The sequence below is a fragment of the Geodermatophilus sp. URMC 65 genome (genome assembly GCF_053502545.1).
Genome location: NZ_CP199954.1, coordinates 1,214,803 through 1,238,868 on the forward strand (window position 1 = coordinate 1,214,803; position 24,066 = coordinate 1,238,868).

Annotated in this window: 23 protein-coding genes; 15 read left to right on the plus strand and 8 right to left on the minus strand. The window is 75.4% G+C overall.

What is annotated here, in order from left to right; genetic code table 11:
* Window positions 1-146 precede the first annotated feature (146 nt).
* The 7 genes from ACWIX7_RS05730 (at window position 147) to ACWIX7_RS05760 (ending at window position 7,975) form a co-directional block, all read left to right on the plus strand.
* Entirely contained in the window at window positions 147-674 is a 528-nt protein-coding gene (locus tag ACWIX7_RS05730) for an NUDIX domain-containing protein (RefSeq protein ID WP_448620591.1), read from the plus strand.
* Window positions 675-803: 129 nt separating this feature from the next.
* Window positions 804-1,316 (plus strand): flavin reductase family protein, encoded by a 513-nt coding sequence (locus ACWIX7_RS05735; protein ID WP_448620592.1) that lies wholly within the window; start codon window positions 804-806, stop codon window positions 1,314-1,316.
* A gap of 210 nt (window positions 1,317-1,526) precedes the next feature.
* A complete protein-coding gene (locus tag ACWIX7_RS05740) occupies window positions 1,527-2,147 on the plus strand; it encodes an RNA polymerase sigma factor (RefSeq protein WP_448620593.1) in 621 nt (206 codons plus the stop codon).
* Window positions 2,131-3,210 carry a hypothetical protein gene (locus tag ACWIX7_RS05745; protein WP_448620594.1) on the plus strand — a complete coding sequence of 360 codons (1,080 nt, stop codon included), beginning with the start codon at window positions 2,131-2,133 and terminating at the stop codon, window positions 3,208-3,210. Before ACWIX7_RS05740 ends, ACWIX7_RS05745 begins: the two co-directional genes overlap by 17 nt.
* Window positions 3,207-4,211: an ABC transporter ATP-binding protein gene (locus ACWIX7_RS05750; RefSeq protein ID WP_448620595.1), complete on the plus strand. Its 1,005-nt coding sequence runs from the start codon at window positions 3,207-3,209 to the stop codon at window positions 4,209-4,211. The genes ACWIX7_RS05745 and ACWIX7_RS05750 overlap by 4 nt, the downstream gene beginning before the upstream one ends.
* Entirely contained in the window at window positions 4,208-5,065 is an 858-nt protein-coding gene (locus ACWIX7_RS05755; RefSeq protein WP_448620596.1) for an ABC transporter permease subunit, read from the plus strand. The genes ACWIX7_RS05750 and ACWIX7_RS05755 overlap by 4 nt, the downstream gene beginning before the upstream one ends.
* A 306-nt stretch (window positions 5,066-5,371) precedes the next feature.
* The gene (locus ACWIX7_RS05760; protein ID WP_448620597.1) at window positions 5,372-7,975 is read left to right on the plus strand and encodes a bifunctional FO biosynthesis protein CofGH; all 2,604 of its coding nucleotides are present in this window, start codon (window positions 5,372-5,374) and stop codon (window positions 7,973-7,975) included.
* A gap of 60 nt (window positions 7,976-8,035) precedes the next feature.
* Here ACWIX7_RS05760 and ACWIX7_RS05765 read toward each other — a convergent pair whose 3' ends face one another.
* Window positions 8,036-8,881, minus strand: coding sequence for an ATP-grasp fold amidoligase family protein (locus ACWIX7_RS05765; protein WP_448620598.1), 846 nt, complete (start codon window positions 8,879-8,881; stop codon window positions 8,036-8,038).
* Window positions 8,882-8,966: 85 nt separating this feature from the next.
* Between ACWIX7_RS05765 and ACWIX7_RS05770 the strand changes: the two genes are divergently transcribed.
* From ACWIX7_RS05770 to ACWIX7_RS05785, 4 genes are read left to right on the plus strand one after another with little or no spacing between them, the layout of a single operon-like run.
* Window positions 8,967-9,566, plus strand: coding sequence for a hypothetical protein (locus ACWIX7_RS05770; RefSeq protein WP_448620599.1), 600 nt, complete (start codon window positions 8,967-8,969; stop codon window positions 9,564-9,566).
* A gap of 36 nt (window positions 9,567-9,602) precedes the next feature.
* Complete coding sequence (locus ACWIX7_RS05775) at window positions 9,603-9,998, plus strand: VOC family protein (protein ID WP_448620600.1); 396 nt, start codon at window positions 9,603-9,605, stop codon at window positions 9,996-9,998.
* Window positions 9,999-10,040: 42 nt separating this feature from the next.
* A complete protein-coding gene (locus ACWIX7_RS05780) occupies window positions 10,041-11,054 on the plus strand; it encodes an NADPH:quinone reductase (RefSeq protein ID WP_448620601.1) in 1,014 nt (337 codons plus the stop codon).
* 12 nt (window positions 11,055-11,066) lie between these two features.
* Window positions 11,067-12,200, plus strand: a complete 1,134-nt coding sequence (locus ACWIX7_RS05785) for a glycerate kinase (RefSeq protein ID WP_448620602.1) — start codon at window positions 11,067-11,069, stop codon at window positions 12,198-12,200.
* Between the two features lie 27 nt (window positions 12,201-12,227).
* On the opposite strand, the gene ACWIX7_RS05790 is transcribed toward ACWIX7_RS05785, so the two are convergent.
* The gene (locus tag ACWIX7_RS05790) at window positions 12,228-13,082 is read right to left on the minus strand and encodes a cyclase family protein (protein WP_448620603.1); all 855 of its coding nucleotides are present in this window, start codon (window positions 13,080-13,082) and stop codon (window positions 12,228-12,230) included.
* A 120-nt stretch (window positions 13,083-13,202) separates the two neighbouring features.
* Here ACWIX7_RS05790 and ACWIX7_RS05795 point away from each other — a divergent pair, with 120 nt between their 5' ends.
* Entirely contained in the window at window positions 13,203-13,559 is a 357-nt protein-coding gene (locus ACWIX7_RS05795) for a TetR/AcrR family transcriptional regulator (RefSeq protein WP_448620604.1), read from the plus strand.
* 136 nt (window positions 13,560-13,695) lie between these two features.
* Here the strand turns inward: ACWIX7_RS05795 and ACWIX7_RS05800 are convergent, their stop codons facing one another.
* Genes ACWIX7_RS05800 through ACWIX7_RS05810 form a run of 3 tightly spaced genes read right to left on the minus strand, consistent with a single transcriptional unit; the run spans window position 13,696 to window position 17,064 of the window.
* A complete protein-coding gene (locus ACWIX7_RS05800; protein ID WP_448620605.1) occupies window positions 13,696-14,850 on the minus strand; it encodes an acyl-CoA dehydrogenase family protein in 1,155 nt (384 codons plus the stop codon).
* 2 nt (window positions 14,851-14,852) lie between these two features.
* Window positions 14,853-16,835 (minus strand): ATP-binding protein, encoded by a 1,983-nt coding sequence (locus ACWIX7_RS05805; RefSeq protein ID WP_448620606.1) that lies wholly within the window; start codon window positions 16,833-16,835, stop codon window positions 14,853-14,855.
* A 43-nt stretch (window positions 16,836-16,878) separates the two neighbouring features.
* A complete protein-coding gene (locus tag ACWIX7_RS05810; protein ID WP_448620607.1) occupies window positions 16,879-17,064 on the minus strand; it encodes a hypothetical protein in 186 nt (61 codons plus the stop codon).
* A gap of 98 nt (window positions 17,065-17,162) precedes the next feature.
* Here ACWIX7_RS05810 and ACWIX7_RS05815 point away from each other — a divergent pair, with 98 nt between their 5' ends.
* Window positions 17,163-17,687, plus strand: coding sequence for a ferritin (locus tag ACWIX7_RS05815; protein WP_448620608.1), 525 nt, complete (start codon window positions 17,163-17,165; stop codon window positions 17,685-17,687).
* A gap of 22 nt (window positions 17,688-17,709) precedes the next feature.
* Here ACWIX7_RS05815 and ACWIX7_RS05820 read toward each other — a convergent pair whose 3' ends face one another.
* Window positions 17,710-19,323 carry a carboxyl transferase domain-containing protein gene (locus ACWIX7_RS05820; RefSeq protein WP_448620609.1) on the minus strand — a complete coding sequence of 538 codons (1,614 nt, stop codon included), beginning with the start codon at window positions 19,321-19,323 and terminating at the stop codon, window positions 17,710-17,712.
* A gap of 56 nt (window positions 19,324-19,379) precedes the next feature.
* Between ACWIX7_RS05820 and ACWIX7_RS05825 the strand changes: the two genes are divergently transcribed.
* Window positions 19,380-20,000, plus strand: coding sequence for an SACE_7040 family transcriptional regulator (locus ACWIX7_RS05825; RefSeq protein ID WP_448620610.1), 621 nt, complete (start codon window positions 19,380-19,382; stop codon window positions 19,998-20,000).
* 83 nt (window positions 20,001-20,083) lie between these two features.
* Here the strand turns inward: ACWIX7_RS05825 and ACWIX7_RS05830 are convergent, their stop codons facing one another.
* Both ACWIX7_RS05830 and ACWIX7_RS05835 read right to left on the minus strand, forming a co-directional pair.
* Complete coding sequence (locus ACWIX7_RS05830) at window positions 20,084-21,904, minus strand: hypothetical protein (protein ID WP_448620611.1); 1,821 nt, start codon at window positions 21,902-21,904, stop codon at window positions 20,084-20,086.
* A 109-nt stretch (window positions 21,905-22,013) separates the two neighbouring features.
* Window positions 22,014-23,225, minus strand: coding sequence for a hypothetical protein (locus tag ACWIX7_RS05835; RefSeq protein ID WP_448620612.1), 1,212 nt, complete (start codon window positions 23,223-23,225; stop codon window positions 22,014-22,016).
* A 149-nt stretch (window positions 23,226-23,374) separates the two neighbouring features.
* Here ACWIX7_RS05835 and orn point away from each other — a divergent pair, with 149 nt between their 5' ends.
* A complete protein-coding gene (gene orn, locus ACWIX7_RS05840; RefSeq protein WP_448620613.1) occupies window positions 23,375-24,052 on the plus strand; it encodes an oligoribonuclease in 678 nt (225 codons plus the stop codon).
* Window positions 24,053-24,066: the final 14 nt, after the last annotated feature.

The window sequence follows — 24,066 nt, forward strand, 5'->3', positions numbered from 1 at the left end:
CCAGCACGGTGACCGTTCGCACAGCCGCCCGCCCTGAGAGAGGACCACCCTGCCGCCGGCCCGTCCCGGGCCGGCCCCGTCCAGAGGCTCGCCGCGAGCCTGCGAGCGGTGAGGGGGACGGGGTCCTTCTGCTGCAGGATGGCCTCGTGCGGAGGACGGGCAGCAGGGAGGTCTACCGCAACCCGTGGATCCGGGTGCGGGAGGACGCGGTGGAGCGCGCCGACGGCAGCGCCGGGGTCTACAGCGTGGTCGAGAAGCCGAACTTCGCGCTCGTGCTGCCGTACGAGCGCGACGGCTTCTGGCTGGTCGAGCAGTTCCGCTACCCGGTCGGCCGCCGCGCCTGGGAGTTCCCGCAGGGCACCTGGACGGCGGGGTCCGACGGCTCGGCCGAGGAGCTGGCCCGCGCCGAGCTGGCCGAGGAGACCGGCCTGCGCGCCGGGTCGCTGCGCCACCTCGGGCACCTGGACCTGGCACCCGGGCTGTCCACGCAGGAGTTCGACGTCTGGCTGGCCACCGACCTCACCCAGGGGCCGACCGCGCGGGAGGCGACCGAGGCCGACATGCGGTCGGCCTTCGTCGGCGAGGCCGAGCTGCGGGCGATGGTCCGCGACGGCCGGTTCACCGACGGGCCGAGCCTGGCCGCCTACACCCTGCTGCTGCTCGACCGGGCCTGACGGCTGCCGCTGGCCCCAGCCGGCACCGGCACCGGCGACGATGTGCGGAGAAGTGCAGTCCCCGATCCCGGGACCTCGCTCCGGCGCACGCCGTTCGCCCCGGAGAGCGCGTGTGGTCGACTGGCCGCCATGCCGGTCGACCCCGCCACGTTCGCCGAGGCCCTCCGCCAGTACGCCGCCGCGGTGTGCCTGCTGACCGTCCGCGACGACATCGACGACGTCGGCACCACGGTCTCCTCGGTGATGAGCGTGTCGGCGCAGCCGCCGCTGGTCGCCGTCGGCCTCGCCGCGGGCGGGTACCCGGCCGAGGTGCTCGGGGAGGTGGGTAGCTGCGGGCTGACCGTGCTGGCCGCCGAGCACGCCATCGTGGCCAGCCGGTTCTCCTCGGCCGGGCGGCCCAGCGCCCGCCACCTGCTCGAGTCGGTGCCCTGGCGGCGGGCCGAGGAGAGCGGGGCGATCCTGCTCGAGGGCGGGCTGGCCGCACTGGACTGCCGGCTGGAGCGGCTGGTAGAGGCCGGCGACCACGTGCTCGCGCTGCTGGAGGTCACCGACGTCCCGGTGCTGGCCCCGGGAGGCGATCCGCTGCTGCGGCTGCGCGGCCGCTACGTCGACGCGACCGGGCAGGCCGCCGGACGGGCCTGAGCAGGGACCACCCTTCCCCACGCCTCGTAGAAGGACCCCGTCCTCCTCACCGCTCGCAAGCTCGCGGCGAGCCTCTGGACGGGCCCGGCGGGCCCCTGAAGAGTGGCCGTTCCAGTACGTCACCAGGCTCGCGGCGGGACCCTGCAGGGGCCGTGGGCAGGCATCCTCGGCGGGGTGTCACATCTCGGCCCCGGGCGGTGCTGTAGGGACATGGAGCTCGTTCGACACGCGCGACCCGAGGCCGTCCTGGCCCTCCCGGGCGCGGTCCACCGGGGGGCGACGGGCCGGGTCGGGGGGACCGACGGCGGAGCGGTACCGCGAGCGGCCACCGGGCCCGTGCGCGCCGACCTCGGCGAGGTGTTCCGCGCTGAGTACCCGCGGGTCGTCGGCGTGGCCGCCCGGGTGCTCGGGTCGCGGGACTCCGCCGAGGACGTCGCGCAGGACGTGTTCCTGTCCTTCGCCCGTTCCTCGGTGCCGGCCGGCGAGGCCCGCGGCTGGCTCTCGGTCGCCGCGGCCCACACCGCGCTGAACCTGCTCCGCTCGGGACGCCGCCGCGCGTCCCGCGAGGAGACCGCCGCCGCGGCGGACGACGTCGTCGCGCCCGACGTGGCCGACGCCGTCGTGACCCTCGAGGAACGCCGCCGGGTGCGGGCCGCGCTCGCCCGGCTGCCCCGCAAGCAGGCCGTGGCCCTCGTGCTGCGGCACAGCGGCATGGGCTACGCCGACGTCGCGGCGGCCCTCGACCTGTCCCCCGGGAGCGTCGGCACGACCGTGCGGCGCGCCGAGTCCGCGCTGCGGAAGGAGCTGGACCACCATGCGTCATCCGACTGAGGGCGTGCTGCGCCGCCTGGTCGACGAGCCGGCCGGGGTCTCCGACGCCGACCGGCAGCACGTCGCCGACTGCCCCGTGTGCCTCGGCGGCCTGGCCGCCGTGCGGGAGGACGCCGCGGCCGTGGGTGCCGCGCTGCGCTCCGACGGCGCCGCGCACCCCGACCCCGCGGCCGCGTGGCAGCGGCTGTCGTCGGCGCTGCCCGCCCGGGCCGCGACGCCTGCACCGGCGCCTGCCCGCCGGCGCAGCGGGTGGCTGCACCGCCCGGCCGCGGCCGCGCTCGCCTTCGTCGTCGTCCTCTCCGGCGCCGGTGTGGCGGCGGCGAACGACTGGCTGCCGATCTTCCGCACCGAGCAGGTCGCCCCGCTCGAGGTCAGCACCGCCGACCTCGTGGCGCTGCCCGACCTGACCGCCTACGGCGACGTCGAGCTGACCGGGGACGACGGCCCGCACGCGGTGCCCGACGCCGCGGCCGCCCGCGCCGAGACCGGGCTGGACGTCCCCGAGGTGGGTGCCCTGCCCGAGGGCGTGGCGGGCGAACCGGCGTACCAGGTGGTCGGCGAGCTGAGCGGCGTCTTCACGTTCTCCGCGGCGAAGGCCGCCGAGGCCGCGGCGGCGTCCGGGGAGTCCCTGCCGCCCCTGCCCGCGGGCCTCGACGGCAGCCGGGTGCGGCTCACCGCCGGTCCGGGTGCCGCGGCGGTGTGGTCGCAGCCCTCGGGGCTGCCCACGCTGGTCGTCGGCCGCGCGGTGGCGCCGTCGGCGTCCTCGTCCGGCGTCCCGTTCGAGACCGTCCGCGACTTCCTGCTCTCGCTGCCGGGCCTGCCCGACGACCTGGCGGCCCAGCTGCGCACCTTCACCGCCGACGGCTCGACCCTGCCGATCCCGGTGCCGGCCGACCTGGTGGAGACCTCCGAGGCGGAGGTCGGCGGCCTGCCCGCCACCGTGCTCGAGTCGCGCGACCAGACCCTGGCCGCCGTGGTCTGGGTCGACGACGGCGTCGTCACCCTCGTGGGCGGCACGCTCAGCACCGACGAGGTGCTCGACGTCGCCGGGGACCTGGGGTGAGCACGGCCGACGCACCAGCGCTCGCCGGCCCGGACGACCCCGCCGTCCGGGCCGCGGCGCGGCTGGTCCGCGACCTGCCGCCGTCCCCGGCCCTGTGGTGCGACGGCCTGCGCAAGCGGTACGGACGGCGCACCGCGGTCGACGGCGTCTCGCTGTCGGTGGGCCGCGGTGAGGTGGTCGGCCTGCTCGGCCCGAACGGCGCCGGCAAGACCACGGTCATCAAGATGCTGCTGGGGCTGGTCCGGCCCGACGCCGGTGAGGTGATGGTGCTGGGCCGGCCCGGCGGCCACCCGGCCGCCCGCGCCCGGGTGGGCTACCTGCCCGAGCTGTTCCGCTACCAGCCCTGGCTGACCGCGGCCGAGGTGCTCGACCTGCACGTCCGGCTGGCCGGTGCCGACGTCCCCCGGGACGAGCGGCACGGCTGCCTGGAGCTGGTCGGGCTGGCCGCCCGCGCCGACGACCGGGTCGGCGGCTTCTCCAAGGGCATGCAGCAGCGGCTGGGCCTGGCCGTGGCGCTGGTGGCCCGCCCCGAGCTGGTGGTGCTCGACGAGCCGACCAGCGCCCTCGACCCGCTGGGCCGCGCCGACGTGCGCGACGTGGTGCTCGCGCTCCGGGAGCGCGGCGTCGCGGTGCTGCTGAACTCCCACCTCATCGGCGAGGTCGAGCGGGTGTGCGACCGGGTGGTCGTCCTCGACCGCGGTCGCGTCGCCGCCTCCGGGACGCTGGCCGAGCTGCTCGGCCAGCGCGAGGTCCGGCTGCACCTGACCGGCGTGGTCCCCGCGGCCGAGGCGCGGCTGGCCATGGCCGGACCGGTCGAGCGTGCGGGCGAGTGGTCCACCGTCGCACTGCCGGCCGACGACGACGGGACCGCCGTGCCGGACCTCGTGGCCGACCTGGTGGCCCTGGGTGTGCGGGTCCACGCGGTGGAGCCGGCGCGGATCAGCCTGGAGGAGCGCCTGCTGGGCATCCTGCGGGCCGGCTCCGGGGACGGCCGGTCGTGACCGCGCGGACCGTGCTCACCGTCGCCGGGCTCACCCTGCGCGAGGCCGTGCGGCGACGGGTCGTCTGGGCGCTCCTGGCGCTGACGGTGGTGCTGCTCGCCCTGAGCGCCTGGGGCTTCTCGAAGCTGGTGGGACTGGACACCGAGCTCGGCACCATGACCAGCGGCGAGGCCCGCCTCGTGGCCTCGTTGCTGCTCAACCTGATCATGTTCGGGCTGAGCCTCATCGCGGCGATCGGCACCGCGTTCCTCGCCGGACCCACGCTCGCCGGCGAACTGGAGTCGGGACAGGCGCTGGTGCTCCTCGCCCGCCCGGTCCGCCGGTCGGCCGTCCTGCTCGGCAAGTGGCTCGGCCTGGTCGCCTTCGGCTGCGGCTACGTGGTGCTGGCCGGCCTCGCGCAGATCCTCGTGGTCGGTGCGACGGTCGGCTACTGGCCCCCGGCGCCCGCGACCGGTCTCGCGTTGCTCGGGGCCGAGACGGTCGTGCTGCTCACCCTGGCCCTCCTGCTGTCCAGCGTCGTCTCGACCATGGCGTCGGGGATCGTCGCCGTCGGGCTCTTCGGGGCGACCTGGGTCGCCGGTGTCGTCGGCGGCCTCGGGCAGGCGCTCGGCAACGACGGCGTGGCCCGGGTCGGCACGGTGTCGCGGATCCTGCTGCCCACCGACGGCCTGTGGCGCGGCGCCATGAACGCGTTCCAGGACCCGATCGCGCTGGTCCAGATGGGCCCGGGTGAGGGTGGGTTCCCGTTCCTGAGCGAGGCCGCGCTCTCCCCTGCCTACCTGGCGTGGGCCGCGGTGTGGCTCGCCATGGTCTGGGGACTGACCGCGCTGTCCTTCTCCCGGCGCGACGTGTAGCGCGACCGGCCCCGCGCCACCCCGCACCCAGCACGCATCCCTGGCCCCTGATCCGGACCTCGTTCGCCGATGATCATGGAGTTCGGGTGGCGACACGCCGGATGAACCGGGCCTGTCGCCACCGCGGCTCCATGATCGTCGGGAGGTCCGGCCGGAGGGGGACGTCGGGCAACCGGGACCCGGCGTCGTCCGGAGGCTCACCGCGAGCCTGCGAGCAGTGAGGAGGACGGGCGGCCCCCTGCAGGGTCCCGCCGCGAGCCTGCGAGCGGTGGGGGGCAGGGGGTCCTTCGTCTAGCGTCGGGACCGATGAGCCAGCCGCTGAACCCCTCGGAGTCCGCCGTCCGCCGCGCCCTGGCCCGTGCCGAGCGCGGGGTGACCCTCGACGCCGTCGAGGCCGAGACGCTGCTGCACGCCCGCGGCCTGGGTGAGGGCGAGCCGCTGGACCGGCTGCTCACCGCGGCCGGCCGGGTCCGCGACGCGGGGCTCACCTCGGCCGGCCGGGCGGGCGTCGTCACCTACAGCCGCAAGGTGTTCATCCCGCTGACCCACCTGTGCCGCGACCGCTGCCACTACTGCACCTTCGTGACCACGCCCGGCCAGCTGCGCCGGGAGGGCAGGGCGCCGTACCTCTCCCCCGACGAGGTGCTCGACATCGCCCGCGCCGGTGCCGCGCTGGGCTGCAAGGAGGCGCTGTTCACCCTCGGCGACCGGCCCGAGGAGCGCTGGCCGGTCGCCGCCGAGTGGCTCGAGGCGCACGGCTTCGACTCCACGCTGGGCTACCTGCGCGCGATGGCGATCCGGGTGCTGGAGGAGACCGGGCTGCTGCCGCACCTCAACCCCGGGGTGCTGAGCTGGGAGGAGATCCAGCGGCTCAAGCCGGTGTCCGCCTCGATGGGGATGATGCTGGAGACGACCGCGACCCGGCTGTGGTCGGAGCCCGGCGGCCCGCACCACGGCTCACCGGACAAGGAGCCCGCCGTCCGGCTGCGCGTGCTCGAGGACGCCGGTCGCTCCGCCGTCCCCTTCACCACCGGCGTGCTGCTCGGCATCGGTGAGGACTACGCCGAGCGGGTGGACGCCGTGCTGCAGATCCGGGGCGCGGCGCAGCGGCACGGGCACGTGCAGGAGGTCATCGTCCAGAACTTCCGGGCCAAGCCGCGGACGGCGATGGCCGCACACGACGACCTCGGGCTGCAGGAGTACGTGGCCGCGGTCGCCGTCACCCGGCTGCTGCTGGGCCCCAGGACGCGGGTGCAGGCGCCGCCGAACCTGAGCGACTCCACCGAGCTCGGCCTGCTGCTGCGGGCCGGGATCGACGACTGGGGCGGCGTCTCCCCGCTGACGCCCGACCACGTCAACCCCGAGCGCCCGTGGCCCGACACCGACAAGCTCGCCGCGCTGTCGGCCGAGGCCGGCTTCGAGCTCCGCGAGCGGCTCGCCGCCCAGCCGCCGTACGTCCTGCAGCCGGAGCCGTGGCTGGACCCGCGGGTGCGCCCGCACGTGGTCGCCCTGGCCGGGCCCGACGGGCTCGCCGTCGAGGGTCGCATCCCGGCCGGGCTGCCGTGGCAGGAGCCGGACGAGGCGTGGACGTCGTCCGGGCGGACCGACCTGCACGTCGAGGTCGACACCACCGGGCGCACCGACGACCGGCGCAGCGACTTCGACGCCGTCTACGGCGACTGGGCCGAGCTGCGCTCGCGCACCAGGAGCGCACGCGACGGGCACTCGACCGCGCTCGCCGCCGGCGACCCGGCGGTGCACGCCGCCCTGCGGTCCGCCGAGACCGACCCGGCGGGGCTGTCGGACGACGGGTACCTGGCGCTGCTCGGCGCGGACGGCCCGGACCTCGACGCGCTGTGCGCGCTGGCCGACGCCGTCCGCCGGGACGTCAACGGCGAGGACGTCACCTACGTCGTCAACCGGAACATCAACTTCACCAACGTCTGCTACACCGGCTGCCGGTTCTGCGCCTTCGCCCAGCGGCGCACCGACGCCGACGCCTACACGCTGTCCCTCGAGGAGGTCGGGACGCGCGTGGACCGGGCGTGGGCCGCCGGGGCCACCGAGATCTGCATGCAGGGCGGCATCCACCCCGACCTGCCCGGCACCGCCTACCTGGACCTCGCCCGCGAGGTGAAGCGCCGCCAGCCCGGCATCCACCTGCACGCGTTCTCGCCCATGGAGATCGTGAACGGGGCCGCCCGCACCGGGCTGTCGTTCGCCGACTTCCTGACCGCGGCTCGCGAGGCGGGTCTGGACTCCGTCCCGGGGACGGCGGCGGAGATCCTCGACGACGACGTCCGCTGGGTGCTGACCAAGGGCAAGCTCCCGACGGCGACCTGGCTGGAGATCATCACCACGGCGCACCGCGTCGGCATCCCGACGACGTCGACGATGATGTACGGCCACGTCGACACCCCCGCCCACTGGGTGGCGCACCTGCGCACGCTGGCGCGGGTGCAGGACGAGACCGGCGGCTTCACCGAGTTCGTGCTGCTGCCCTTCGTGCACCACAGCTCGCCGATCTACCTCGCCGGCGTGGCGCGTCCGGGGCCGACGGTGCGGGAGAACCGCGCGGTGCACGCCGTCGCCCGGCTGCTGCTGCACGGGCGCATCCGGAACGTCCAGACCTCGTGGGTCAAGCTCGGCGAGGTGGGCACGCGGGCGGTGCTGCAGGGCGGGGCCAACGACCTCGGCGGCACGCTGATGGAGGAGACGATCAGCCGGATGGCCGGCAGCGAGAACGGCTCGCTCAAGACCATCGCCGAGCTGGAGTCGATCGCCGCCGCCATCGGCCGCCCGGCCCGCCAGCGGACGACGGAGTACGGCACCCCCTCGGCCGAGCGCATCGCCACCGCGCGGTCCGAGGAGGGCCGCCGCGCGCTCGACCTCTCCATCACCCCGATGTGAACCCGGCGGTGATGTGCACTCGGGGCGCACAACGGCCGCAGGATGCGCCACGACCGCACATCACCGCGGGGCTCGCCACAGGGGCGGGAGGGTCCACACCGCACCGAGCCACGCGTCGAGGTCGGGCTCGAGCGGGGACAGCCCGGCGCCCGGGTACGGGGTGAGCTCGCCGAACCACAGCTCGCCGTCCACCTCGTAGCAGTCGACGCGCAGCATGTCGAAGCCGTCGGCGAGCGCGGTGGCGACCTTGAGCAGGTCCTCCAGGCGCTCGGGCGGGTCGGCGTCCGGACCGGGCCGGTAGCCGATCGTCCAGGGCAGCGGCGTCCACTCCGGGAGGTAGAGCCGGGTGCCGTGGTGGTCGTCCCGGCCGGTGTGCAGCTCGACCAGCCGGGGCTCCCCACCGACGACGAGCACCTTGAGGTCGGCCGGCACCACTCCCGGGACGCCGATGAACTCCTCGACCAGCAGGCACCGCCGGGCCCGCCGGTAGGCCCACTCCTCGCTCTTGCGCCAGTACCGCTCCCCCACCCAGCCCGCGGTGCGCCGACGCAGCTCGTCGACCTCGGCCGGACCGCGACCGAACAGCCGGCGGATGCACGAGTGGTTGGGCTTGAGCACCCAGTGGCCGGGCAGGTCGACGTCGGCCAGCTCGCCGACGTCGGTACCGCACCAGAGGGTCTCCGGGACCCGTACCAGGCCCGGCGCGACCCTGCGGGCGTGCTCCTTCATCGCCAGCTTGTCGCAGGTGGGTGCGAGCAGCTCCCGCCGGTCGAAGGTGATCCGCCAGTTCAGCTTCTCGGTGAAGGTGCGCGGCCGCAGCAGCGGCGGGAGCTGACCGGTCACCTGCCGGTAGAGCAAGGTCCGGCGCACCGGCGCGGGCAGGGCGCCGGAGCGCGGGACGAGCACCTCCCAACCCCAACAGCCGGGACGGCGACCGGCAACCGCACGCCGAGGGTCCGCGTGCCCCGTGGTCGCGGGGTATCCGACGGCGGTGCGGACGGCGACCGGAGGGTGCACCGCGGTCGCGGTCGCCCTCGGGCTGGCCGCCTGCACCGCGACCGCGGAGGGGACCGCCTCCCCCAGCGGGACGCCCGACCTCGAGTTCGCGCTCTCGGTGCCGGTCCCCGGTCTACGGCCGGTCGACCCGCCTCCGCCGCCCTGGCAGCTCTGCACGACGGCGCCAGGCACCCGGGCGCCCCGCCTGGACCCCGCGCTCGGGGAGCCGGTGGCCGTCGGTCACGCCGCCGAGGGGACGACCCTGTACGCCTACGCCTGGGCCACGTCGGCTCCGATGGTGGCGGAGGCGGTCCTCGACCAGGCGGAGACCGAGGCACCGGACTGCGCGTCGGCACCGCCGCCCGCGGACGCCGGAGCGGGTGCCCGGACCGCCCGGTCGGTGCAGGGCTGGACGGGATGGGGGTGGACCGGCGTCACCATCCGCACCGAGGCCCCAGGGCCGGACCCGGCGGTCGACGAGACCCGCCTGGTGCGCTCGGACGAGGTGGTCGTGCTCGTCGTCGCGACCAGGGACGAGCACCACCTCCGACTGGTCGACGACCACCTGGCGGCGGTCACCGACCGACTGGGCTGATCACTTCCGTCAGCAGCTCCCCCTACGGTGACCGCCATGCCGAAGCAGGTGACCCCCTTCCTCATGTTCCAGGGCGACGCAGGGCCGGCGCTCGACCTCTACACGTCGCTGTTCGACGACGCACGCGTCCTCGAGCTCACCCGGTGGGGGGCCGACGGCCCCGGCGCGGAGGGCACGGTGCAGGGCGCCACGTTCTCGCTCGCCGGGCAGGTGTTCCGCTGCTTCGACAGCCCGCCGGTCCACGACTTCACCTTCACGCCGTCCTTCTCGATCTGGGTCGAGACGGCGTCGGAGGACGAACTCGAGCGGCTGTTCGCGGGCCTCTCCGAGGGCGGCACGGTCCTGATGGAGCTCGGCGACCACGGCTTCAGCCGCCGGTTCGGCTGGGTGAACGACCGCTTCGGCGTCTCCTGGCAGCTCAACCTGGCCTGAGCCGCCCGCGCATGGCCGAGCCCGACCGGGTAGGACGGGACCGTGCGAGCCATCGTCTACACCGAGAACGGCGACCCCGACGTCCTGCGACTGGTCGAGCGCCCCACCCCCGAGCCCGGCCCGGGTGAGGTGCGGGTCCGGCTGGCCTTCTCCGGGGTCAACCCGACCGATTGGAAGTCCCGGCGCACCAACCCGCCCGGCCCCGACGGCCAGGTGCCCGACCAGGACGGCTCCGGCACCGTCGACGCCGTCGGCGAGGGCGTCGACCCGGTGCTGGTCGGCGAGCGGGTGTGGGTCTGGGAGGCGGCCTGGCAGCGCCCGCACGGGACGGCGGCCGAGTACACCGTCGCCCCCGCGCGGCAGGTCGTGCTGCTCGGCGCGGGGCCCGCGTTCGAGCTCGGCGCGGCGCTCGGCATCCCGTTCCTCACCGCACACCGCTGCCTGACCGTGGCCGAGTCGCTGCCCGACCGGCTCGGTCCCGGGGCGCTGACCGGCCACACCGTCCTCGTGCAGGGCGGGGCCGGCGCGGTCGGCAACGCCGCCATCCAGCTGGCCCGCTGGGCCGACGCCACGGTGATCGCCACGGTCAGCAGCCCGCAGAAGGCGCAGCTGGCCGCCGCGGCCGGGGCCTCGCACGTCGTGAACTACCGCGAGGAGGACGTCGTCCGCGAGGTCCGCAAGGTCGCCCCGAAGGGCGTGGACGCGATCGTCGAGGTCTCCGCCGCCACCAACGCCGCCGTCGACGCGCAGGTCATCGGCCTGCACGGGGCCGTGGCGATGTACGCCGACGACGGCGGCGCGGAGGTGACCGTGCCGGTGCGCGCCCAGATGGTGCCGAACGCGCGCTGGCAGTTCGTCCTCGTCTACACCGAGCCCGAGCGCGCCAAGGCGATCGCCGTCGAGGACGTCAACGCCGCCGTCCTCGACGGCGCCGTCCGGGTCGGCGAGGACGCCGGCCTGCCACTGCACGTCTTCCCGCTGGCCGAGACCGCGCAGGCGCACCGCGCGGTGGAGGACGGCACCGTCGGCAAGGTGCTGGTCGACGTCACGGCCTGACAGGATCGCGGTGTGCCTCGCGTCCTCGTCGCCCCGGACAAGTTCAAGGGATCGCTGACCGCCCCCGAGGTGGCCGCCGCGGTCGCGCGCGGGCTCACCGCCGGCCGACCGGACGTCGAGGTGAGCTGCCTGCCGGTCGCCGACGGCGGTGACGGCACCCTCGCCGCCGCGCTGGCCGCGGGCTACGAGGCGGTGCCGGTGCCCGCGACCGGCCCGACCGGCGAGCCGGTGCAGACGGCCTACGCCCGGCTCGGTGACGTCGCCGTCGTCGAGATGGCCGACGTCTCGGGGCTCGGCCGGCTGCCCGGCGGCCGCTTCGCGCCCCGCACCGCCACCAGTCGCGGCACCGGCGAGGTCGTCGCCGCGGCGCTGGCCGCGGGCGCCCGCCGGGTCGTCCTCGGCATCGGCGGCAGCGCCACGACCGACGGCGGTGCCGGGCTGCTGGAGGCCCTCGGCGCACAGCTGCTCGACGCGGACGGCGCACCGGTCGGGCCCGGCGGCGCGGGGCTGGAGCGGCTGGCCCGGGTGGACGTCAGCGGCGTCGCCGCCGCGCTCGAGGGCGCCGAGGTCGTCGTCGCCTGCGACGTGGACAACCCGCTGACCGGCCCCTCGGGCGCCGCGGCGGTGTACGGCCCGCAGAAGGGCGCCGACCGCGACGACGTCGCCTACCTCGACGGCTGCCTGGCCCGGCTGGCCGACGCGGTCGCCGAGGCCACCGGCCGGGACCTGCGCGACGAGCCGGGCGCGGGCGCCGCGGGCGGGGTGGGGTTCGCGGCCCTCGCCGTCCTCGGCGCGCAGCTGCGGCCGGGCATCGACCTGCTGCTGGACCTGCTCGGCTTCGACCGGCTGGTGGCCGGGGCCGAGCTGGTCGTGGTCGGTGAGGGGTCGCTGGACGAGCAGAGCCTGCGCGGCAAGGCGCCGGTCGGCGTCGCCCGCCGGGCCCGGGCGGCCGGCGTCCCCGCGGTGGTCGCCGTCTGCGGGCGCCGCGACCTGGACGACGCGGCGCTGCGGGCGGCCGGCATCGACGCCGCCGCCGCGCTCACCGACCTCGAGCCCGACCCCGAGCGCTGCATGGCCGAGGCGGGCCCGCTGCTCGAACGCCTGGCGCAGCGCATCGGCGCCGAGCACCTGCCGACCCCAGCCTGACAGGACGTCCGGGGCACGCCTGCGGGTTCACCAGGAGGCCAAGACGCGCGCGGGACCGCCCGAACCCTCCTCGAACGGGATCAGGCCGACCACGATCGTCGCGCCCGTGGGTGGGATGCGGTCGAGGTGGGCGAGGTTCTCCATCCCGTAGCGGTCGGCGCCGGTGAGCAGGAGGTGGGTGTCGAAGGTCGAGGACACGCCCGGGTCGATGCTGAGCGTGTCGACGCCGAGGCTGCGGATGCGTCGGCGTTCCAGCAGCCACTCGCAGGTGTCCGCACCGAAGCCGGGGAAGTGCAGCGTCCCCGCGGCGTCCGCGCCGCGGTAGGCCTCCGGATCGCCGATCCTGGTGCCCCAGCCGGAGTTCATGAGGACGGCGGCGCCGTCCGGGATGCGGCCGTGGCGCCGCTCGTGCTCGCGGACGTCGTCGATCGTCACGACGGTGTCGGGCTCGTCCGCCGCGCGCGTGCTGATGTCGAGGACGACGGCGTGCGTGACGAGCTCGTCGATCCGCAGCTCGGGCGCGAGGCGACCGCCCGGCGTGAAGTGTCCCGGCGCGTCGACGTGGGTGCCCGTGTGCTCGACGAGGCGCCACTCCTGCGCGTAGTAGCCGTTCTGCTCGATCGTCACGGCGGCGCGGCGCGAGGGCCCCGCGCCCGGTACGTACGTCGGCAGGCTCGTGGTGAACGGGTGCGTGAGGTCGCACAGGCCGCGTCGGCCCCAGCTCGGGGCTCGCGGTGTCCGGTCCTCGGCCCTAGCGGTACCGCTCAGCGCAGCGGTCACGGCCGCGGCCGCCCCGCCCACCAGCGCTGTCCGCCGGGAGAAGCCGCCCCCGGTCCCCTGGCGGCACTGCTGCGCCACCCTGCCTGTGTGCTCCGTGCACATGCGCGCCCTCCGTCGTGGATCGGGCCGCCCTGGGGTCGGGCGCCCGCGACCATAGCCCCGGGGCCGGGCGCGAGTCCGCACGTCGCTGCACGGTGCCGGTCGCCGCGCGGGGAGGAACAGGTGCCGGCGGACACCCGCTACTTCCGCACGCGGCTGGACCTGCTGCGCGCGATCGTCGCCCGCATGCCCGAACTGGACACGGCCGGCATCCCGACGTCCACGGACGCCGACCGCGAGGAGTTCGCAGAGGCCCTGACCGCTGCCCTCCACCGCGTGCTGACCGACGGCCGCGACCGCCAACTGGCGCGCTACGAGCTGACCCTGGAGGGGACCCGGCGGCCCGAGCTGCGCCAGGCGCTGCGCACCAACGCAGCTCCCGTCCACGACCGCCTCGCCCACCAGTTCGCCGTCCTCGGGGTCGCAGAGCCCCGAGAGCGCGCCCGAACTTCCTCGCTCTCGTCGACGGCCTGCTGCTGAGCCGGCTCACCGGCACCAACGCCGATCCCCCGTCGACACCGGAGGACACCCTCCGGAGGCTGGTCCGGCGCCTGCTCACTGCCCTCGGCGTCCCGCCGGCCCCGTAGCGGCGGGACCCTCCCTGCAGGGCCCTTCCTCAGCTGACGCCGAGGTCGCGGGCGATGAGCATCCGCTGCACCTCGCTGGTGCCCTCGCCGATCTCGAGGATCTTCGCGTCGCGGTAGAAGCGGCCGACCGGGAACTCGTTCATGAAGCCGTAGCCGCCGTGCACCTGGGTGGCGTAGCGGGCGTTGTCCATCGCCGCCTCGGAGCTGTACAGCTTGGCGATCGAGGCCTCCCGGCCGTACGGCTCGCCGCGCAGCATCTTCTCGGCCGCCCGGTAGTAGGCCAGCCGCGCGGTGGAGGCGCGCACCTCCATGTCGGCGATCATGAACTGGATCGCCTGGTTGCGGCCGATCGGCTGCCCGAACGCCTCCCGCTGCGCCGCGTACTTCACCGACTCGTCGACGCACCCCTGCGCGAGCCCGACGGCGAGCGCGGAGATCGCGATCCGGCCCTCGCCGAGGATGGAGAGGAACTGCGCGTAGCCGCGACCGCGCTCCCCCACCAGGTTCTCCGCCGGCACCCGGCAGTCGCTGAACGACAGCTCGCGGGTGTCCGAGGCGTTCCAGCCGACCTTCGAGTACCGCTTGCCCACGCTGAAGCCCGGCGTCCCCGACGGGATCGCGATCGCCGAGATCTCCTTGCCGCCGTCGGGCCGGGTGCCGGTGACCGCGGTGACGGTGACCAGCTCGGTCAGGTCGGTGCCGGAGTTGGTGATGAACGCCTTGGACCCGTTGACCACCCAGTGGCCGTCCTCCAGGCGCGCGGTGGTGCGGGTGGCGCCGGCGTCCGAGCCGCCGCCGGGCTCGGTCAGCCCGAACGCGGCCAGCGCCTCGCCGCTGCACAGCCGGGGCAGCCACTGCTGCTTCTGCTCCTCGGTGCCGAACCGGTAGATCGGCATCGCGCCGAGCGAGACGCCGGCCTCGAGGGTGATCGCCACCGACGAGTCGACCCGCGCGAGTTCCTCGAGGGCCACGCAGAGGGTGAAGTAGGTGCCCCCCGACCCGCCGTACTCCTCGGGGAAGGGCAGGCCGAACAGGCCCAGCTCCCCCATCTGCCGCACGATCGCGGTGGGGAACTCGTCGCGCTCGTAGAACTCCCCGATCTGCGGGGCGATCACGTCGTGCGCGAACTCCCGCACGACCTTGCGCAGGGCCTCGGTCTCCTCGTCGAGCCGGTAGTCCAGCACGGTCAGTCCTCCCCGGCCGTCACCACGGCCACCCGCTCGTCGAGCCGGACCTGCTGGCCGGCCGTCACGCCGAGCTCGGTGACCGTCCCCGCGAGGGGTGCGGTCAGCACGTGCTCCATCTTCATCGCCTCCACCACCAGCAGCGGGGCGCCGGCCTCGACCCGGTCGCCGACCGTTGCCCGCACCACCGTCACCGTCCCGGGCATGGGTGCGGTCACGGCGCCGTCCGCGGCCGCGCCCTCGGCGGCGGCGTGCAGCCGCTCGTGCTCGCGCAGCGCGGTCACCCGACCGTCGGCGGCCAGCCACACCTGCCCACCGGCGTGGACGACGGCGTACCGGGAGGTCACGCCGTCGAGGGTCACGGTCAGCTCCCCGCCGTCCCGCGCCGCCGACGCACGCACCGGCTCCCCGGAGCCGACCTGCACCTCGGCGGCGGACGACCGGCCGCGCACCCGCACGGTCACCGGGTCCCCGCCGGCGGCCTGCAGGCGGCGCACCGTCCACGCCGGCTCACCCAGCCGCCAGCCGTCGGGGACGTCCCAGCGGTCGACGACCGGCCCGGTCGGCTCGTCCTCCAGCAGCTCGTACAGCGCGGCGGCCGCGTACACCGACGGCGGCACCGGCTCGGCGGCGGTCAGCGCCTCGCCGCGCCGCTCGATGAGCCCGGTGTCCAGCCGCCCGGCGACCACGTCGGGGTCGGTGAGCAGCGCACGGAGGAACGCGGTGTTGGTCGGCACCCCCAGGACGGCGGTGTGCCCGAGCGCGCCGACCAGGCGGGCGCGGGCGGTGTCCCGGTCGGGACCCCAGGCGACCACCTTGGCCAGCATCGGGTCGTAGTCGGTGCCGACGACCGAGCCCACCGCCAGCGAGCTGTCCAGGCGCACGCCCGGACCGGCCGGCTCGCGCAGGGCGAGCACGGTGCCGGTCTGCGGCAGGAAGCCGCGGGCCGGGTCCTCGGCGTAGAGCCGGGCCTCGATGGCGTGCCCGTCGAGCACGACGTCGTCCTGGGTCAGCGGCAGCGGCTCCCCCGCGGCGACCCGCACCTGCAGCTCGACCAGGTCCAGCCCGGTCACCATCTCGGTGACCGGGTGCTCGACCTGCAGCCGGGTGTTCATCTCCAGGAAGAAGAAGTCGGTCGGCCGCTCGGCGTCGACGATGAACTCCACCGTGCCGGCGCCGGTGTAGCCGACGGCCCGGGCGGCCTCGACGGCGGCGGTGCCCATCGCGGCGCGGGTGCCGGCGTCCAGCAGCGGGGACGGCGCCTCCTCGACCACCTTCTGGTGCCGGCGCTGCAGACTGCACTCGCGCTCGCCGAGGTGGATCACGGTGCCGTGGGCGTCGCCGAGCACCTGCACCTCGACGTGCCGCGCCGACCCGACGTAGCGCTCCACCAGCAGGGTGTCGTCGCCGAAGGAGCCGCGGGCCTCGCGCCGGGCGGCGGCGATGGCGTCCCGCAGCTCGGCTCCGGCGCGCACCACCCGCATGCCCTTGCCGCCGCCGCCGGCGCTGGGCTTGAGCAGCACCGGGAAGCCGACCTCGACCGCGGCCGCCGCGACCTCGTCGTCCGACATGCCCTGCTCGGTGCGCCCGGGGACGACGGGGACGCCGGCGGCCATCACGGTCTGCTTGGCGCGGATCTTGTCGCCCATCGCCTCGATCGCGGCGACCGGCGGGCCGATGAAGACGACGCCGGCCTTGTCGCAGGCGCGGGCGAACTCGACGTTCTCGGACAGGAAGCCGTAACCGGGGTGGACGGCCTGCGCACCGGTGCGGGCGGCCGCGTCGAGCACCCGCTCGATCGACAGGTAGCTCTGGGCCACGGGCGCCGGGCCGATCGGGACGGCGACGTCGGCCTCCCGGGCGTGCCGGGCCCCGGCGTCGGCCGCGCTGTACACGGCCACCGAGCGGATGCCCATCGCGCGCAGCGTGCGGATGACCCGGACGGCGATCTCGCCGCGGTTGGCGACCAGGACGGTGTCGAACACGGCTCAGCACCCCCCAGCAGGGGCGCGCCGGGAGCGGAACGGGTCAGGCAGCCTTCCGGGTGCTCTTTGCGAGCACCTTGTCGGCCTTGTCCAACTTGACCAGGCGGCGCTTCTTGACCGTGTAGCCCGGCGGGAGCGTCCCCTCGGCGAGGGCCCGCAGGGGGCACCGCTTGCAGCGCGGCTTGTCCTGGCAGCACTTCTTCTTGGGCATGCGCACGGACTTGGCCACACGGTGAGGTTAGCCTCGCCTTCCCCGGTGGTCCACGGGCACCGGCGTGTCACCGGATAGCGTGCGGTGAACGCCACCTCACACGTCCGGGAGACCCGATGGCCGCCCCCGCCTTCGTCGAGCTGCTCAACACGCAGATCGGCAACGAGTTCGCCGCCCACCAGCAGTACGTGGCGTGCGCCGTCTACTTCGACGAGCTGACCATGCCGCGGACGGCACAGCTCTTCTTCGACCAGGCGCTCGAGGAGCGCGAGCACGCCATGATGATGGTCCAGTACCTGCTGGACTCCGACGCGCCCGTCCGCATCCCGGGCATCCCCGCCCCGGTCAACGAGTTCGCCGACGTCGTCGCCCCGGTCGCCCTCGCCCTGGAGCAGGAGAAGCGCGTCACCGAGCAGATCAACGCGCTGATCGGCGTCGCCCGGCGGGAGAACGACTTCGCCTCGGACCAGTTCATGCAGTGGTTCATCAAGGAGCAGATCGAGGAGGTCAGCAAGATGAGCGACCTGCTCACCATCGTGAAGCGCTCCACCCACGACCTCGAGACGATCGAGGACTACGTGCTCCGGGAGGTCACGGCCGAGGCCGCCGACCCCACCGCGCCACCGGTCGCGGGGGCCTGAGCCGACGGCGGTGCTCCCCGGCTCACATCCGGAAGACGCCATAGCCAACCTCTTCCAACGGGGCGTTCGCGCAGGCCGAGAGGGCCAGACCGAGCACGGTGCGGGTCTGGGCGGGGTCGATGACGCCGTCGTCCCACAGCCGGGCGGTGGCGTAGTAGGGGTGGCCCTGGGTCTCGTACTGGTCGCGGATCGGCTTCTTGAACGTCTCCTCGTCCTCGGCCGGCCACTCCTCGCCGCGGGCCTCGAGGCCGTCGCGGCGCACCTGGGCGAGCACCGAGGCCGCCTGTTCCCCGCCCATGACCGAGATGCGGGAGTTGGGCCAGGTGAACAGGAAGCGGGGCGAGTAGGCACGGCCGCACATCGAGTAGTTGCCGGCGCCGAACGAGCCGCCGATGACCACGGTCAGCTTGGGCACCCGCGCGCAGGCGACCGCGGTGACCATCTTCGCGCCGTGCTTGGCGATGCCCCCGGCCTCGTAGTCCCGGCCGACCATGAACCCGGAGATGTTCTGCAGGAACAGCAGCGGGGTGCTCCGCCGGTCGCACAGCTCGATGAAGTGCGCGCCCTTGAGCGCGGACTCGGCGAACAGCACGCCGTTGTTGGCCACGATGCCGACCGGGTGGCCGTGCAGCCGGGCGAAACCGGTGACCAGCGTCTGCCCGTAGAGCGGCTTGAACTCGGCGAACCGGCTGCCGTCGACCAGCCGGGCGATCACGTCGCGGACGTCGTAGGGCGTGCGCGGGTCCGGCGGGACCACGTCGTAGACCGACTCCGGCGGGTGCAGCGGCTCCTCGACCGGTTCGACGTCCCACGGCCGAGGGGTGCGCGGGCCGAGGGTGCCGACGATCTGGCGCACCAGCTGCAGGGCGTGCGCGTCGTCCTCGGCCAAGTGGTCGGTGACCCCGCTGACCCGGCTGTGCAGGTCTCCACCGCCGAGCTCCTCGGCGGTGACCACCTCACCGGTCGCGGCCTTCACCAGCGGCGGGCCGCCCAGGAAGATCGTGCCCTGCTCGCGGACGATGACCGCCTCGTCGCTCATCGCCGGCACGTACGCCCCACCGGCGGTGCACGAGCCGAGGACGGCGGCGATCTGCGGGATGCCGGCCTCCGACATGGTGGCCTGGTTGTAGAAGATCCGGCCGAAGTGCTCGCGGTCGGGGAACACCTCGTCCTGCATCGGCAGGAACGCGCCGCCGGAGTCGACCAGGTACACGCAGGGCAGCCGGTTGTGCAGCGCCACCTCCTGCGCCCGCAGGTGCTTCTTCACCGTCATCGGGTAGTAGGTGCCGCCCTTGACGGTGGCGTCGTTGGCGACGACGACGACCTCGCGCCCGGCGACCCGGCCGATGCCGGTGATGATCCCGGCGGCCGGCGCCTCGCCGCCGTACATGCCGTGCGCGGCCAGCGGCGAGAGCTCCAGGAACGGGCTGCCCGGGTCGAGCAGGGCGTCGACCCGCTCGCGCGGCAGCAGCTTGCCCCGTGCGGTGTGCCGCTCGCGGGCCCGCTCCCCACCGCCGAGCGCCACCCGGCGCAGCTGCTCGGCCAGGTCGGCGACGAGCGTGGCGTGCGCCTCGGCGTTGCGCGCGGCGGCCGCGCCGTCGGTCGTCGGCCTGCCGGCCAGCACGGGGGCGTCCACAGCCGGGATGTTAACGAGGGTTCACGCGCCGGGTCAACGAGCGTTAACATCCGGCCGTGACGGACGCCAACACCGCGCTGCACGCGGACGCGGCCCGCCCGTCGCGCCGCGAGCAGATCCTGAGGGCCGCCGCGCAGCTGTTCGCCGAGCGCGGGTCCCGGGCCGTGGGCGTGGACGACGTCGGCGCGGCCGTCGGGGTGACCGGGCCGGCGATCTACCGGCACTTCGCCAGCAAGGACGCGATGCTCGCCGAGATGCTGCTGCGGATCAGTGAGCGGCTGCTCGAGGGTGGCACCGCACGGGTGGCCGCCGCCGGCGACGACCCGATGGCGCAGCTGCGCACGCTGATCGCCTTCCAGGTCGAGTTCGCGCTGGACAACCCCGCGCTGATCACCGTGCACGACCGCGACCTCGGCTCGCTGGCCGACGAGGACGCCGCGCAGGTGCGCCGGCTGCAGCGCCGCTACGTGGAGGTGTGGGTCGACGTGCTGGGGCGGCTGCACACCGAGTCGGACGCCGCGACCAACCGCGCCCGGGCGCACGCCGTCTTCGGGCTGGTCAACTCGACCCCGCACAGCGCCGGCCGGCTGCCCCGCCGGCGGACGGCCGCGCTGCTCGCCGCGATGGCCGAGGCCGCCGCGACCACCGGAGCCGTCCCCGATGACCAGCTGAGCTGATCATCCACGGTCCTGTCTCACCACCGGGCGTGAGCCAGGAGCCGGGACGACGGGCTCAGCCGGTCGGTGCTGCGGGGTGCCGATCAGGGAGTGGGCTGCGGCATGGGCAGCACCAGCGCGGTCGAGGCGACGACGTCGAGGTCGGCGGTCGACCCGGCCGGCCCGGGTCCGGCCCAGGCGGTCTCGACGATCGTCACGCTGCTGCCCGAGACGGCGCTGGCGTACTGGGCGCCGGACAGCTGCGCGGGACCACCCGGGTAGCGGGCGCCCTCGCGCAGCAGGTCGCTGACGTTCCCGCTGCCGTTCCGGTCGGCCAGCGCGCGCAGCGCAAGGGCGCCGCTCTCCTCACCCATGTCGGCCAGCGACACCGAGACGACGACCGGCCGGCCGCCGACGTCGGTCGAGTACAGCGCCCGCGCCAGGCCCGCGCAGTCGGTGGTGGTGAAGAAGTCGGCCACCGTGCCGTAGGCGTTGCCGACGCAGGTGGGGTCGGTCTGCACCCGCTGGGCGACGAAGGTGCGGCCGTCGACCGTCTCGATCTGCCCGGGCTGCGGCCCGCCGACGGTCCCGGCGGACGCTCCGCCCTGCGCGGCGGTCGACGGCGACGCACCGGCGTTCGCCGCCTCGTCCCCGCCGAGGAGCGCGGTGACGCCCACGCCGAGGAGGACGACGAGCAGCAGCGCGGCCGCGACGAGCAGCGCGGTCCGCCGCCGCGAGAGCTGCCGCCGGCGCGGCCCCACGAGGGGGACGCCGGCCGGCCGGGCCCCGGAGGCGACAGGGAGCTCGACGGGGACCGGCGGCGCGGCGGGTCGGGCGGCGACCGGCTCGGCGGCCGGCTGGGGGGTCCCGGGCTCGGCGGCGTCGGCGAACAGCCCGCCGATGCCGCCCGAGTCCTCCTCGCGGACGCCGACGGTGGGCCCGACGAGGGTGTCCCGGACGACGGGAGCCGACGGTGCGGCGAGGACCGGTGCCGCGGTCGCGGTCGACGGCGGGGCCGCTGGCGCGACGGCGAGGTCCTGGGCGCGCGCGTAGGCGGGGGCCGCGGCGCGGGCGGCCTCCTCGTCGGCGCGGATCGCGGCGGCGGCCACGGCTGCGGCGGCCGCCGGGTCGACCAGGGGACGCATCGGCTCGGGCGCGGCGGCGTGCGGCGCCGGGTGGTGCGCCGCCGGCACCGGGACCGCTCCCCCAGCCTCCGTCCCCGCCACCGCCGCGGCCATGGCGGCCGGGGCGAGCAGCTCGGGTGTCCGCAGCACGTAGGGCGAGTACGGGAAGCCCTCGCCGTTGAGCTCCTGGGTGGTGGGCACCCGGCCGTCGAGCTCGAGAGCCTCCAGGGCGGCGCGCACGTCGGCCGTCGTCCACAGGCGCGGGTTGGCGACGCCGGTGTAGCGGGCCGCGCGGGCGATGCCCAGCAGCAGCGAGCGGGGCTCGAGCAGCGCGACCTGGTCGCCCTCGCCCAGGTCGCCGTCGGCGGGTACCAGGCCGGAGAGGTCGCCGACCAGCACGGTCAGCCGGGCGATCCGGCCGGGCTCCAGGCCGGCGCGGCGCAGCCGCACGGCGGTGTCCATGCCGGCGCGCATCAGCCCGTCCAGCGGGGTGGACCCGCCACCGGAGAGCTGCAGCACCTCGCCCGGGCGGCCGGCCTCGGGGCCGACGGTCCATGCCCCCTCGGGCAGCGCGGTGACCACGCCGCGCTGCCGGGCCACCTCGGCGATGCGCACCACGGCCAGGCCCTCCGGCACGAAGAGCACCGCGTCGGAGATCCGGCGACCCACCGGCCCGTCGAGGACCGGCAGGGAGGCGACGACCGCACCCCGGACCGCGCCGCCGGTGTCCCAGCGGGCCAGTTCAGCGAAGAGCGCACGCTCCCCCACCGTCTGCAGCGGCCTGGGGGTCAGGGCCAGCACGTCGGTCCTCCGGGGCGGGGAGCAGGGGGCGGTGGAGCGGCATCGCGGCGCGGTCACCGGGAGGGGCTGCCTCCGACGCTACGGCATGTGACGGGTCGGTCCGGGACGCTCAGCGGGTCGGCGCGCCGCCCGGCACCGGGACGGCGGGCGTCTCCCCGTGCTCGTCGAGGGGCGCGCACCAGGCGGTCAGCCACCGGCTCCGGGCCACCGCGTCGAGCAGCGTCCACAGGAGGGTCGCCGCCAGCGCGGTGGCCAGGACCACCTCCGGCCGCCAGTCCCAGGGCGGGAGGAGCCCGACGGCGTCCAGGGCCGCACCCGCGCCGTAGGTGACCGCGGCGACCAGCGGACCGGCCAGCCAGCCGGGCACCCGCCGGGTGAGGGCGAGGTCGACGGCGACCGCGCCGGCGAGCAGCGCCAGCGGCAGCACCGAGGGCGGGAAGCCGACCGCCACCAGGCCCAGCCACACGACCGCGCGGTAGGCCAGGTAGGCGGCCGCGACCGTCGTGGCGGCCCAGCGCAGCCCGGTGACCCGCCGGGCGACGACGAGGGTGAGCAGCCCGGCGCACAGCAGCCACGCCGGGTGCACCCAGGCCGGCACCGGGAGCATGAACGACGTCGGGCTCTGCGCCTGGGCGACGGCGAAGTCCAGCAGCTGCGGCTCGGCCGTCGTCCGCCCGAACTCATAGGCGCGCAGCGAGAGGACGCCGTACTCCTGGTGCTGGTTGGGGAACAGCGCGTTCTCCGCGAAGAAGAGCCAGAGGCCCAGCGCGACGGCGTCCCGCACCCGGCCGGGCGCGGCGTGGAGCCACCAGCCGCGCAGCGCCCCGGCCAGCATGACCGCCGTCCCGAGGTAGAGCAGCGCGTGGCTGGGGCTCCAGCTGGTGATGTCCAGCCCGTTGATCCGGTGGTTGACGATGTCGACCGGGACGGCGACCAGGAACAGCCCGGTGCCCACCTGCATCAGGCGCAGGGCGCGGCGGTCGACGCCGTAGCCGGTGTAGCTCGAGAAGAGGACCAGCGCGACGACCACGACGGTGCCGGCGGAGTTGAGCAGGTGCGGCGGGGCGAGGTCGTCACGCAGCCACCTGAAGTGCCAGGAGACGTCCCACGACGAGCCGAGCATCTTCAGCAGGAAGGCACCCAACCACGCGGTGTAGATCCAGCGCAGCTCCTGCTGGGTCGTCGGGCGGCCGGGGCGGCCCGGCGTGACGTAGGCCGGCCACAGCCACCGGAGCGTGGCAACCGGGTGGCGGAGGGCGGTCCTCGTCGAGCCAGGGGGCGACGGGGCCGCTCGGTCGACGACGGGGGCGGCGTGCGGCACGGTGGGTCTCCCTGGGCTCGAGGCCGTCGCGCCGGAGCCTAGCGAGGCGCGGGGCCCGTCCCCGGCTCCCGAGCGACGTCGGAGTGGCGGGTGCGGTACGGGGCCGGCGTGCGGGCGACCCGGACGGGTGGCACGTAGGGTCGGAACCCGTGGCGGACAGCGCGGGACACCTGGTCTGGATCGACTGCGAGATGACCGGGCTGGACCTCACCCGGGACAAGCTGATCGAGGTCGCGGTGCTGGTCACCGACTCCGAGCTCAACGTCCTCGACCCGGGCCTGGACCTGGTGATCTCCGCCGACGACGCCGCGCTGGGGGACATGGTCGACGTCGTCACCGAGATGCACGCCAAGTCCGGCCTCACCGAGGCGGTGCGGGCCTCGACGCTCACGGTCGCCGAGGCGGAGCAGCAGCTCCTGGCCTACGTGAGGCGGTTCGTGCCCGAGCGGCGGACGGCGCCGCTGTGCGGCAACTCGATCGGCACCGACCGCGGCTTCCTCGCCCGGGACATGCCCGAGCTCGACGACCACCTGCACTACCGGATGATCGACGTCTCCTCGATCAAGGAGCTGGCCCGTCGCTGGTTCCCGCGGGTGTACTTCGCCCAGCCGCAGAAGGGTCTGGCCCACCGCGCGCTGGCCGACATCATCGAGTCGGTGCGCGAGCTCGCCTACTACCGGGAGACGCTGTTCGTCGACGTCCCGGGCCCCTCGACGTCCCAGGCGCAGGCGGCCGCCGCCGAGGTCACGGCGTCCTTCGCCGAGCTGTTCACGGCCGAGGACGCCGGCGCTCCCGGGCAGACACCCCCGGCCGCGTCGGACGCCTGAGGGTCTCCGGTATC

Coding starts and splice junctions, on each gene's coding strand:
- ACWIX7_RS05745 (WP_448620594.1), top strand. CDS start 2,131: ATGCGTCATCCGACTGAGGGCGTGCTGCGCCGCCTGGTCGACGAGCCG.
- ACWIX7_RS05790 (WP_448620603.1), bottom strand. CDS start 13,082: ATGTGCACGGAGCACACAGGCAGGGTGGCGCAGCAGTGCCGCCAGGGG.
- ACWIX7_RS05735 (WP_448620592.1), top strand. CDS start 804: ATGCCGGTCGACCCCGCCACGTTCGCCGAGGCCCTCCGCCAGTACGCC.
- ACWIX7_RS05740 (WP_448620593.1), top strand. CDS start 1,527: ATGGAGCTCGTTCGACACGCGCGACCCGAGGCCGTCCTGGCCCTCCCG.
- ACWIX7_RS05775 (WP_448620600.1), top strand. CDS start 9,603: ATGCCGAAGCAGGTGACCCCCTTCCTCATGTTCCAGGGCGACGCAGGG.
- ACWIX7_RS05760 (WP_448620597.1), top strand. CDS start 5,372: ATGAGCCAGCCGCTGAACCCCTCGGAGTCCGCCGTCCGCCGCGCCCTG.
- ACWIX7_RS05815 (WP_448620608.1), top strand. CDS start 17,163: ATGGCCGCCCCCGCCTTCGTCGAGCTGCTCAACACGCAGATCGGCAAC.